Source organism: Paenibacillus taichungensis (genome assembly GCF_047302525.1).
GTDB lineage: Bacteria > Bacillota > Bacilli > Paenibacillales > Paenibacillaceae > Paenibacillus > Paenibacillus taichungensis_B.
The window spans coordinates 5,777,364-5,789,311 of record NZ_CP168020.1 but is presented as its reverse complement, the minus strand read 5'-3'; the positions used below and the strand labels follow the sequence as shown (position 1 = coordinate 5,789,311).

Annotated in this window: 13 protein-coding genes; 9 read left to right on the top strand and 4 right to left on the bottom strand. The window is 45.4% G+C overall.

Annotated features, from left to right (window positions below):
- Positions 1-81 precede the first annotated feature (81 nt).
- The 7 genes from glmS to ACDJ58_RS26180 all read left to right on the top strand — a co-directional run bounded on the left by glmS (position 82) and on the right by ACDJ58_RS26180 (position 6,256).
- Positions 82-1,914, top strand: a complete 1,833-nt coding sequence (gene glmS / locus ACDJ58_RS26210) for a glutamine--fructose-6-phosphate transaminase (isomerizing) (RefSeq protein WP_076291158.1) — start codon at positions 82-84, stop codon at positions 1,912-1,914.
- A 768-nt stretch (positions 1,915-2,682) separates the two neighbouring features.
- Positions 2,683-2,970, top strand: coding sequence for an ArsR/SmtB family transcription factor (locus ACDJ58_RS26205; protein WP_413373765.1), 288 nt, complete (start codon positions 2,683-2,685; stop codon positions 2,968-2,970).
- A gap of 368 nt (positions 2,971-3,338) precedes the next feature.
- Entirely contained in the window at positions 3,339-3,503 is a 165-nt protein-coding gene (locus ACDJ58_RS26200; RefSeq protein ID WP_413373764.1) for a hypothetical protein, read from the top strand.
- Entirely contained in the window at positions 3,431-4,204 is a 774-nt protein-coding gene (locus tag ACDJ58_RS26195) for an aldo/keto reductase (RefSeq protein WP_413379841.1), read from the top strand. The genes ACDJ58_RS26200 and ACDJ58_RS26195 overlap by 73 nt, the downstream gene beginning before the upstream one ends.
- 31 nt (positions 4,205-4,235) lie before the next feature.
- Positions 4,236-4,373, top strand: coding sequence for a hypothetical protein (locus tag ACDJ58_RS26190; RefSeq protein ID WP_413373762.1), 138 nt, complete (start codon positions 4,236-4,238; stop codon positions 4,371-4,373).
- A 17-nt stretch (positions 4,374-4,390) separates the two neighbouring features.
- Entirely contained in the window at positions 4,391-5,032 is a 642-nt protein-coding gene (locus ACDJ58_RS26185) for a dienelactone hydrolase family protein (RefSeq protein WP_413373761.1), read from the top strand.
- A gap of 48 nt (positions 5,033-5,080) precedes the next feature.
- A complete protein-coding gene (locus ACDJ58_RS26180; RefSeq protein ID WP_413373759.1) occupies positions 5,081-6,256 on the top strand; it encodes an MFS transporter in 1,176 nt (391 codons plus the stop codon).
- A gap of 299 nt (positions 6,257-6,555) precedes the next feature.
- On the opposite strand, the gene ACDJ58_RS26175 is transcribed toward ACDJ58_RS26180, so the two are convergent.
- Together ACDJ58_RS26175 and ACDJ58_RS26170 are read right to left on the bottom strand one after the other, a co-directional pair.
- On the bottom strand, positions 6,556-7,230 hold the full coding sequence (locus ACDJ58_RS26175) for a VOC family protein (protein WP_413373757.1): 675 nt from the start codon (positions 7,228-7,230) through the stop codon (positions 6,556-6,558).
- A 22-nt stretch (positions 7,231-7,252) separates the two neighbouring features.
- Positions 7,253-8,134, bottom strand: coding sequence for a LysR family transcriptional regulator (locus ACDJ58_RS26170; protein ID WP_413373755.1), 882 nt, complete (start codon positions 8,132-8,134; stop codon positions 7,253-7,255).
- A gap of 161 nt (positions 8,135-8,295) precedes the next feature.
- On the opposite strand from ACDJ58_RS26170, the gene ACDJ58_RS26165 reads away from it, so the two are divergent.
- Positions 8,296-9,489, top strand: a complete 1,194-nt coding sequence (locus ACDJ58_RS26165) for a CynX/NimT family MFS transporter (protein WP_413373753.1) — start codon at positions 8,296-8,298, stop codon at positions 9,487-9,489.
- Positions 9,490-9,555: 66 nt separating this feature from the next.
- Here the strand turns inward: ACDJ58_RS26165 and ACDJ58_RS26160 are convergent, their stop codons facing one another.
- The gene (locus ACDJ58_RS26160) at positions 9,556-10,542 is read right to left on the bottom strand and encodes a helix-turn-helix transcriptional regulator (RefSeq protein WP_413373751.1); all 987 of its coding nucleotides are present in this window, start codon (positions 10,540-10,542) and stop codon (positions 9,556-9,558) included.
- A gap of 89 nt (positions 10,543-10,631) precedes the next feature.
- On the opposite strand from ACDJ58_RS26160, the gene ACDJ58_RS26155 reads away from it, so the two are divergent.
- Positions 10,632-11,075, top strand: coding sequence for a VOC family protein (locus ACDJ58_RS26155; protein ID WP_413373750.1), 444 nt, complete (start codon positions 10,632-10,634; stop codon positions 11,073-11,075).
- A gap of 84 nt (positions 11,076-11,159) precedes the next feature.
- On the opposite strand, the gene ACDJ58_RS26150 is transcribed toward ACDJ58_RS26155, so the two are convergent.
- A complete protein-coding gene (locus tag ACDJ58_RS26150) occupies positions 11,160-11,939 on the bottom strand; it encodes a PHP domain-containing protein (protein WP_413373748.1) in 780 nt (259 codons plus the stop codon).
- Positions 11,940-11,948 lie beyond the last annotated feature (9 nt).

Genomic DNA, 11,948 nt, shown 5'->3' with positions numbered 1-11,948 from the left:
CATTTTCATTTTTCCGATATGCCGTGCCAGCTTGTTTCTCTTCGTGACACAGTATTCATATACAATCGGAGGAACTAAACTATGTGCGGTATTGTTGGATATATTGGTAATAAGAACACTCAATCGGTATTGGTCGAAGGATTGAAGAAACTCGAGTATCGTGGTTATGATTCTGCAGGTATCGCGGTATTCACACCAGAAGGTCTGCAAATCACGAAAGCTCTTGGTCGTCTTGCGAATCTTGAAGCTAAGCTGGATGGTGCACCACTGGTAGGTAATGCCGGAATCGGACACACACGTTGGGCAACTCATGGTAAACCATCGGATGAGAACTCTCATCCACACACGGATGGAAGCCAGAAGTTCTCAGTTGTGCATAACGGTATTATTGAGAACTATCTGGATCTGAAGGACGAATTGATGGCTCAAGGTCACACGTTCACTTCCGAGACAGATACTGAGGTTATTTCTCACCTGATCGCACGTGAATACAATGGTGATATCGTTAAAACAGTGCAAAAAGTGATCACGTTGTTGCGTGGCGCATTCGCACTGGGTGTATTGACAGAGCATGAGCCTGAGAAACTCGTAGCTGTGCGTCAAGCAAGCCCATTGATTATTGGTATTGGTGAAGGCGAGAACTTCATTGGTTCCGACATCCCGGCAATTCTGGAACATACACGTAACGTGTACATTCTGAATGATGGTGAAATGGCTGTATTGACACATGATGCTGTCGAATTGATGACGATTGAAGGTAACTTTATTTCTCGGGAAATGATTCGTGTCGATTGGGATGCTGTAACCGCAGAAAAAGGCGGATTCGAGCACTTCATGCTGAAAGAAATTCATGAGCAACCAAAAGCATATCGTGATACAATGCTGGGTCGCATCGATAATGAAAGCAAAAAGGTTCAACTTCCTGAGTTGAAAATGACAGAAGAGCAAATTAAAAATATTCGTAACGTTCAAATCATCGCTTGTGGTACAGCGTACCATGCAGGTCTGGTTGGACGTACTGTAATTGAGCAACTGGTACGTATTCCGGTAGAAACAGATGTTGCTTCCGAATACCGCTATCGTTCCCCGATCGTAAGCAAAGATACACTTGTGATCGTGGTGAGCCAATCCGGTGAAACGGCTGATACACTTGCTGCACTGCGCGAAGCACAGTCAAATGGTGCACATGTACTCGCCATCACTAACGTTGTAGGTAGCTCCATTGCACGTGATGCGGACGATGTGATTGCAACACTGGCAGGACCGGAAATTGCTGTAGCTTCCACTAAAGCGTACACTTCGCAATTGATCGCGTTCAACCTGCTGGGTCTGTACCTTGCACAAGTTCGTGGCACACAAACAGCAGAAGAGATTGCTCACACGCTGGCAGCAATGCAAGCATTGCCTGAGCAAGTTGAATCCATGCTGGAGCAAGCGGAAGCTATTAAAGGATATGCAGAACAAATCTCCAAACATGAACATCTCTTCTTCATCGGCCGCGGTCTGGATTATGCAGTAGCACAAGAAGGATCGTTGAAACTGAAAGAGATCTCTTATATTCACTCCGAAGCGTATGCTGCGGGTGAGTTGAAACATGGTACGCTTGCATTGATCGAGGACGGTATCCCTGTCATTGCTCTGGCAACGCAGGAGAACGTTCTAGAGAAAACCGTGAGCAACATCAAAGAAGTGAAAGCACGTGGCGCAGACGTACTGGCAATTACGTATGAAGAGCACGTAGCACCATTGCTGAAATCCGTTGACCAAGCGTTTGCGATTCCTAAGACGTTGCCACTGCTCAGCCCGGCTCTGTCCGTTGTAGCATTGCAATTGCTTGCATACTACGCTTCCCTAGCACTGGGTCACGATGTGGATAAACCACGTAACCTGGCGAAAAGCGTAACGGTAGAGTAAGGTCTTAATCTTCAATCACTGAAATGAAAAAAAGTCCCGATGATACCATCGGGACTTTTTTATTCTTACTAATGTTCATGTAATAATTGTTTATTTACTGTGCTGTTGTACGTTAACATTATGGTTGATAAATCAATCAAAAAGGCTGGTATCCAGTAAACTAAACACTTTCTGATAAGATTATTTGTCCTGTTGACTCTAAGTCAGCAGGACTTTCTTAATTTAAAAAATGGGGGTAACAATTTTAACTGTAGGGGAGGAATAAGACGTATTCGGAAATTACAAGTTCGAATATGAGACCCAAAATGATTGCAGATTTTCTTTATCTTTTAGGTGTCTGACTTGCTAAAATTATGCTCTTTTTAAGACTAGTGAGAATGCTACCGGCGAAACCGATATTCTTTCTTAAGTCACGAAGATAAGGTATAGAGATAGTGATTATTGTTAATGGGAATTTTACATTATGCAAAAATGAAGAGGTTGAAGCTGCACGTAGACTTTCCTGCGTAAGCAGCTATTGTTTTATGTACAATACATAATTATGAATGATCATATCAACAGGTCATAGCATTTCTATAGATGATATGTTCCGACTACCAAACTAAACCACCTTTCTAATTTTGTGCTAATCGAATCGTGCTTCACTGATTGCCTCGTTTCGCCCTCAAGCGTAGAGAACCGCTATCGATTGTTTTGGGAAGTTTGAAATGTGCTATAATTGTGGTAACCTTTCACCAGACGAATTCACAAGAAAGGAGCGACATTTTCATGACTGAATTATCAGATCATCAGTTCACCTTAATTTCCCGCGCTCTAGCCGAGCCGAGACGCTATCAGATGCTTAAAGAAATCGGCGCTTCCAAAGACCCTCTTGCCTGCAGTATACTTCAAAATAACCATAACGTAAGCGCACCGACCATGTCTCACCATATTAAAGAGTTGGAGACGGCAGGATTAATTCATGTCATACGCGAGGGCAAGTTTAAGAATCTCGTTCTGCAATCCGATACTCTCCGTACCTATCTGGATAGACTCTCGGAAATCGATGCGAATTGAATGAAACGCGCCGATGGAATTCAAAACTGTATATTTATCTAAACCCCCTCATGTTCCATGAGGGGGTTTTTGCGTTCGTTTGAGGAAGTCTGCAATATTAGAGTGCAGCTATACATTGTTAATCAAATTGAAATTAATAGAACAACTTGACAAAAATAAATCTCAATGAGATACTTTGACAAGTGTCTAAGTGTTATGAGATCGTTGGAGCAAATTTGAGCTGCTCTGGCACATCAACGGAGTATGGATGATTTTCGGAGGTTAATAGCAGGAGTCGCGGATGGTCAGTGTTGATAGGGTTTTCCGGATCTTGCAAGAAACCGTACTATCCAAGATGGAGAAGATCTTAAAAAAAAGGAGGAATTGAAATGTCAGAGCAACAAATTACGGCAGTCGCTTCCGGCAACATAAAAATAGGAAAGGATCTTCAAGTCAATCGGTTAGGCTACGGGTCCATGCAATTGACAGGCCCCGGAGTCTGGGGAGATCCCGCCGATCCGGAGGGGCCCTACGTGTTCTGCGGCGAGCGGTAGAGCTAGGCGTCACATTCATCGATACCGCCGATTCCTATGGCCCCTCCGTCTCCGAACAATTGATCAAACAGGCTCTTCATCCATACAAGGAAGATCTCGCGATCGCCACAAAGGCTGGCCTCACGCGTCCGGGCCCGGACGAATGGCTCCCGGTTGGGCGTCCCGAATACATACGTCAACAGGTCGAACTAAGCCTACGTCATCTTGGTCTCGAGCGTATCGACCTCATGCAGCTGCATCGAATCGATCCAAAAGTACCGCTCGAAGAACAGCTTGGAGAGCTTGTGCTTCTGAAGGAAGAAGGGAAAATACGGCATATCGGCCTCAGTGAAGTCACGGTGGACCAGTTGAAAGCATCGGAGAAAATCACACCAATCGCTTCCGTGCAAAATTTGTATAACCTGGTGAAACGTGATTCGGAGCCGGTGCTTGAATACGCGGAAGCGAACGGCATCGCCTTCATTCCCTGGTTCCCCCTGGCGACGGGCACTCTTGCGCGTGAAGGAAGCCCGCTTGATGAAATGGCCATACGACTCAACATGAAGCCCGCTCAACTCGCGCTTGCCTGGCTGTTAAAACGTTCACCGGTTATGCTGCCGATTCCGGGAACTTCGACCCTATCGCATTTGGAGGAGAATATCGCGGCAGCAGGTATTACGCTCAGCGAGAAAGATTTCAATACCCTTTCGCAATTGAAATAAAGGGTTTACTGAAAAAAGGAGTGTGTTGTTCATGATATTACCTACTGAAGTAGAAACAGAAAAAGTCATCGCCAAGCGGGATACCACTGACGGATCTCCTGCAGAGATTCCTTTGTTCATCGTCAGACCGAAAGGAGTTTCAAATTCTAATCACCCTGCATTCTTTTAATTCAAGAGGCATTTGGCTTGAACAGCCACATTCAGGATGTTTGCCGTCGGTTCGCCGCACAAGGCTATGTCGTCGTGTCACCCGATTTATATTATCGTACGGGAGTGTGGCAAACCTTCGGCTATAAGGAATATCCGGCAACAGCCCAGGCCCGAGAGCCGCTGACAGAGGAGAGAACGATGGGTGACCTCCAGGCTGTCCTCGACTATATTCTCGATTTAAAAGGCGCAGACGAAACAAGAGTCGGTGTCATCGGTTACTGTATGGGAGGCATGCTCTCCTATCTAACTGCTAGCCATTTCTCCGACAGGATCACAACGTCCGTCGTCTATTACGGTGGAGGACTGACGGCTCAAACTCCTCCATTTCCGGTTGCGCCCGTGAACAGAACGAACCAGATCAAGGTGCCTGTCCTCGGCTTCTTTGGTGGAATGGATCGAGGGATTCCCAAGGAAGTCGTTGAGCAAGTAGATAAAGCGTTGGAAATAGCTAACGTCGAACATGCCATTTACTATTATCCGGAAGCCGATCACGGTTTCTTCTGTAATGAACGACAGAGCTATCATCCTTTAGCAGCTCAGGATGCATGGCATCGCACATTATCCTGGTTCGCCGAAAAGCTGGGTGCATCCGATTCGATTCGTCTAGAGCAGCAATAAGCGGTTTAAGCGGACATTCGTTTAAAAAACAGTATTCAGGAGGAAACAATGAACACAAATGCAAATGCCGCCAATCGTCTTCCATTAGCGGGACTGCTGGCTTTGGCAATGACAGGTTTTCTAGCGTTGCTATCGGAGATACTGCCAGCCGGGTTGTTGCCTCAACTAAGCCAAGGGCTCGGTGTTTCACAAAGTATGGCTGGTCAATTGACCACTTTTTATGCGATCGGTTCGGTCGTGGGGGCTGTCCCCATCATCATAGCAACTCGAAATTGGGGACGTCGGTCACTTCTATTACTGACCGTTTGCACGTTCTTGGTTTTTAACACGATCACGGCCATATCATCTGTCTTTATATTAACTCTGGTTGCTCGCTTATTTGCAGGTGTAGCTGCTGGCGTTGTATGGGGAATGCTTACAGGATATGCCAGACGTATGGTATCAGAGAAACTAAAAGGCCGTGCGGTGTCTATCGCTATGATGGGTATCCCCATTGCATTGACCTTTGGTTTACCTCTCGGAACATTTCTTAGTTCTTTTATTGGTTGGCGCAGTTTATTTGGAGTTGTGTCCTTGGTCGCTGCTGTTCTAATAGGATGGATTTTATGGAAATTGCCTGATTTTCCAGGGCAGTCTGATAAAAGTTCAGTTTCGGTTTGGAGTGTTTTCAGAACACCTGGAGTACGTTCCGTATTGTTTGTCGTTTTGGCTTGGATGACGGCTCACAATATACTCTATACCTATATTTCTCCATTGCTAGCTTCCTTTGGCTTCAATCAAATCGAATTCATATTGCTCATATATGGTATTGCTTCGATCGTGAGTACCTTTTTAATAGGTAGGTTAATCGATCGTTACTTGCGTCCATTAGTACTTGGGAGTTTAATAGCTTTTATTTTAGTTACCCTTTTATTTGGTATCAGTAGCAACTTACCGGTAGGCATTTATGTTGCTATCATTCTGTGGGGATTTGTATTCGGTGGTGCAGCATCATTGTTACAGACTGCAATTGCTGAAGCCGTGGATGATCAGGCCGTAGATATCGCATTGTCGTTAAGTTCAACGACATGGAATTTTGCTATTGCTTGCGGTGGTGCCGCAGGTGGAATATTACTGAATACGGCAGGGGTGTCTTCATTCCCGTGGGTAGGATTTGTTTTGTTAATTTTGGCTATGTTCGTCGCATGGAATGCGAAAAAATACGGGTTTAAATCTAAACGGTGAAGGAGGTATGAGGGAACAAGGATGATATAAGTTTTGCGAAATAGTTCCTAATTTTCTTTAATAGTATCTTCTGGTGGTTCCAGACTGTTTCGAGATTTTTTACACCTGACAACGTTGTTAAATCATAATATTTAAATAAAGGGTCCTGATGACTAACAGTCATTAGGACCCTTTTTGCTATGCACGAATAATTAAATTTGTGTCCAGAACATCTAAATATAAAGGCATTGTCCTCTGTGATAAGTAAGCAAAACTTTTCAGTTGAATGTAGGGGGAATCACAGCACACGACTCTCCAATTTAATTGGAATCAATAGAGTACAAACCATTCTGCAACGAAATGCTCCCAGTCTGTCCAGTTGCAACCTTTACCTCAGTGGCAAATACACCAGGCATACGCCCGTCTGGGAACCAGGGCATCTCTTTGTCGATTACAATAAACATGCCTCCTGCGTCACCGATCGGGGCAAATTGTTTTCCGTCTCCGGCAAAGGGTTGAAGGTGATACTGTCCATTCATTTTGCTTATGGTATCGGGTACATCATCGACAGGCAGGCCGATCTCGCTAATGCATAGCAGCTGCCTAGAATCAAAGGTTTCTTCGGCTGCATTATCCAACGAATGGTGAGCGATGAACTCCATCAAATTACCACTCGGGTCATAGAAATAGAAAGCTGTTGCATCCCAGTAGGGAAAATAGAACTCATCTTTATCGTCCTTGGAAAGCAAAGAGATGTTTCGATCTTGAACCCACTTCTTGGCTTCAGCGAGTTGGTTTGTCGGAATCGTAAATGCGACATGATAGAAGGGCTTTTCCTGACCAGAAGCTTGCTGAAATGAAAGGATCGAATTTCCTGTGTGGAACGATATGGACGATGTACTTTCCTCCAGTAGCTCCAACTCCAATAACGTACCGTAAAACTGCTTCATGGCCTCCATTTGATCTGTGAACAAGTTAACCTCTTTTATTTGCATTCAAGTCACTCTCCCACTGAACTTATCCTTGATTAAAATAATCAATAGTTTTCTCAATAAATGCTTTGGCAGATTGGGTCAGGTAACGGTCGGACCGATGAATGATCTCAAAGTGACGGTAAGGGGCATCGTCCGTGATTCGGATGATGCGTAGTGTTGGTTCATTCATTGCCTTGATCAGTGGATATGGCAGCACTGTTCCGCCAATGTTAGCTTTGACCAGACTAATAATAGAGGTTGCCGAGCTTGTCTCCATGATCGTATTCAAGGTAAAGCCATATTTGCGGCAATAGCCATCAACCAGTTCTCTGCCTGTGAATCCTTCCGGAAACATCACCGTCTGAATATCGCGCAGTTCCTTAATTCCAATCTCATTTCGTTCAGCCCAAGCGTGGTTCTCAGAAACGACGAGTACGTATTCTTCGCTGCACAAAGGAATGCGGACAAGACGATCATCAGAAATGGAAGTGAGCTCGATGCCGATGTCTACTTCGTTATCCAGCACTTGATTCAATACATAAATCGAAGAAACAACCTTTAATTTCACCTTGGGATAACGGGCATGAAAGTTAACGAGCAATGGAGTAAGACGGTAGTCCAAATCGGACGGTAGGACACCGATCACCAGCTTGCCTCGCTGATCATTGCGGAATTCAGCTAACGCATCCTGGGTATTCTGTAAATGGCGAACCATTTGTACACAATGCTCAAGGAACAAAGTTCCCGCCTGGGTCATCACAATCTTTTTGCCTACCCGGTCGAACAAGGGAACGCCCAACTCATCCTCCAGCGCTCGAATCTGTTGGCTCAAGGTAGGTTGAGAAATGCCAATTTTATCTGCTGCACGTGTGAAATGGAGTTCCTCACAAACGACGATAAAGTTCTCCATTTGACGGATTTCCATATGTATCTCCTCGAATCATTGATTTTTGTAATCATTTTAATAGAAACTATTGTATTGTTCAATCATTATAATACTTCTATACTAGTCTTGCACCACAAAAAGATCTACAGCCTGGATCATTAGTGAATGCAACTATATAACCATACATGAGGTGATCCATAGTGAAACTGTTTTATATTCTTCTGGCGCTTATTCTGGCTTCATTGAATTTGCGACCACCCATTACATCCATTTCTCCCTTAATGAGTACCATACAAAGTGATCTGGGTATTAGCGGAATTACCGCAAGTCTGTTAACCACGCTTCCCGTATTATGTATGGGTATATTCGCTCCATTTTCCTTAAAGCTAAGCAGGAGGTGGGGGAATGAAGGCGCGATCGTTTTGGCTTTAATCCTCATTGGACTAGGTACGGTATTGCGGTTGTTCGTGGGTGCAACACCTCTGATGATGTTTACTTCATTTCTATCCGGTGTAGGGATAGCATTGGCCGGTCCACTGTTGTCTAGCTTTATCAAGCAGTACTTCCCTACGCGAGTTGCTGCCATGGTGGGGCTCTACTCTACAGCAATGGTCGTGGGGGCCAGCATTAGTGTTGGATTATCGGTTCCCCTTCAAAATCTCCTGGGGGGTTCCTGGAAGGGGTCGTTATCGCTGTGGGCATTGCTTGCCGTCATTGCTTTGCCGATCTGGATGAAATTAGCCTTGTCAGCACGAAAGGATCGACAATCGGGGCAGATTTCTGCTGTGAACGTTGAAGCTCTTCCAGTGAAAAATATACGAGCATGGGTGCTGACATTGTTCTTCGGACTGATGGCAGCGATCTTCTATTCATTGACTGCATGGCTTGCGCCTGCGATCCAGAGCCAGGGATACACGAAAGAGACTGCCGGCAGCATCCAAACGTTATTTACGTTGATTTCATTGCCGTCTACGTTATTCATTCCAATGCTCGTTCACCGTTACCAAAGACGTGTATTTTGGCTTGTTGGATGTGCGTTAATGGAGCTAATAGGAGTCTTAATGCTGAACCTGTCCGTCAGTCCATGGCTGGCCGCGATCCCACTCGGCATTGGTGCCGGGGGACTGTTTCCGATCGCTCTGATGCTGCCCATTGATGAGACGAATAACGCTCAGGAAGCCAGCGCCTGGTCAGCCATGACTCAATCGGGCGGTTACATTCTGGGCGCGCTTGGTCCACTGGCGATCGGCTGGCTCCGTGATATCACGGGCAGCTTTGTTCAAGCGTTCTATGGTTTGGCTATAATTATCGTGCTGCAAATCATAGTTCAGTTGGCGATAGGCAATAAAAAAAGCTCTCCAGCGGTTCATGATAAGTCAGAGTCCAGAGTTTGACGAAAAAAGATTGATATCGATGTGCGATGAGGTCGTAAACATCAAGTGGTTAGTTGGTGGCGATAGTTAAACATGGTCGAGTAAATCCAGATAGTGTTGTTTTAAGGATTCCTTTAAGGTATCGGGCTCCATGATCTTGATGGACTTGCCGAAGCTTGCGAGATAGCGAATGATGAACCCAAGCTCATGGGCTTCATACGATCCGACAAGAGTCATCTCTCCAGATTCGTTGATGAGCTGCATGGATGGAAACTGTTCTTGCTGGAATAGTTCAACCCCTGCTTCATTGATCATACATTTGAATGGGATGGCGTTCTCTGATGGTTTCCATAACGAGTGGGCATCCTGTAGATTGAGTTCATTAATATGTGTTATAGGTTCGATGTCTGTCGCCTCGGATGAGGTGATTCGGTCACATCGGAACACACGGTACGCCTGTTTATCGAGATCATACGCCTGGCAATACCAGTAGCCTTTCATGGCATAGAGGGCGATTGGCTGAATGGTACGTATGCTCGGCTTGGGTTTGTCGGGATTTGAGCTGTTATCGGGGTTACTGCTACTGCTGAGAATATGTTGTTGATACGTGATCTGTATCACTATATTCTGAACAGCGGCCATCAATAGAAACTCCAGATGCTCACTATCCCGGATTTGCTCGGTGTGTCGGAAAGAGACCCGATGCTGGATTTGTTCAATATCCTGTCTCTGGTTTTCGGATAGGGCACTTAGAAACTTCTCGTGAATGGAGCGAAAAGAGATCTGAAAGGGCAGGTTGGTAAAGCTACGTAATGCCTGCATGGCAAAGTAGAGGGCATGGAGCTCACTCGTATTAAACGAAATGGGTGGCAGCTGCATCTGCTGAAGCAAACGATACCCGCCATAACGTCCATACTCGACATAAATGGGTGCGCCGATTTCCTCCAATGACGCGATGTCTCGTAATGCGGTTCTCTTGGATATCTGAAACTCCTGCATGAGATCTTGCAGGGTGAAGTGTTGTTTTTGATTGATAAAGCGCAGCATCTGGTTCATGCGTTCTGATTTTTTCATAAAAAAAGCCTCTCAATGGTGCCATGGATTGGCACCTTTTTTCGTTATATTAAACAGTGTAATCCAATAGGACGAAGGAGGCAATACAGATGAATATAGAAGTGATCCCGTTTCTGTCGATGAATGGAGACGCTGCGGCAGCCATTGCTTTTTATGAGAAGTACCTGGGGGCTAACGTGTTATTCAAGAAAAATTATAAAGAGATGAAGCAAATGAATCCGGGGTTTGAGTATCCTGAAGGGCAGGATGAATATATTACACATTCGGTACTCCAGATCGGGGTAAACAAATTGATGATTGCTGAGGAAGAAATGGATACGGGTCGACCGTGGCAGCTGGGAAACAGCACGTCATTATGCATTCAATCGAAAGATAAGAATACGATGACAGAGCTGTATAATTCGCTGGTACAGCATGAGCAGGTTACGGTGTTGGTGCCTTATGAGCAAAACGAGTTTAGTCCGGGGTATGGAATTGTACGTGATCCGTTCGGAATCGTAATTCAGCTTTGCGTGACGGTGCATGATTTTTAATTAGGTGAAAATGAATCCGTCATGAGCCTGGAGGATGTATATCCTTTGGGCTCATTTTGAATTCTTTACAAGTTGCAGTGTTCTCTAAACTTTCTCTAAACGGGCGGCGTCCAGCTTGGCAAGACGTTTCATCACTTTCTTAAGCATAACGGAGGCTTTGACACGGAGAGGAAGATCGTTGGAGATTTCGATGCTGTACGTACCAGCGAGAATCTGCTCTTTGAGTTCGGCAACCGATGCGCATGGACGATCCAGCACATTGAATACACTGCCGTATTGCAGGCACTGGTGAGTATCGCTTCCGGCAGTGACGGGTTTACCGTGGGACTGGGCGAATGGTTCAACCTGGCTGCGGCACGTCTCGATGCCGTATTGGTACATATCCTTGGCGTTCAGATCAAAGGCGTCCAGGCGTCCCAACAAATCACGGTCCAACTGATACAACTGGGTGGACTCGCGGAAAGGGTGTGCGCCAATTTTGAGCAGAGGCCAGGCTTCGGCCAAATCCAGCAACTCGGCAAAAGGAATGAATGAACCTTTGGCTGTATATTGTTCCAGGCCGCTGCGGACGGCAAGGATATGTTCTTTTTGACCCACCAGCAAAATATGTCCTGTCTCCTGAATATCCACTTCCATACCGGGAAAAATGCGCAGCCCATCTGCATCGTAGTACTCTCCGTTGTATGGATAGAGACGATCAAGCGTCTCATAGACCTCGTAGAAGTTGCGGGTGTTAAAATGTTCGGTAAGCGCGAGGGCTTCAAGCCCGCTGGTTTTGGCTTCGCTGACCATTTCGGTGAAGTAATCGACTGAGAAATCAGAGTTTTTGGATAATTTGCCGTGAGTATGAAGATCAATGCGCATAAAAGACAC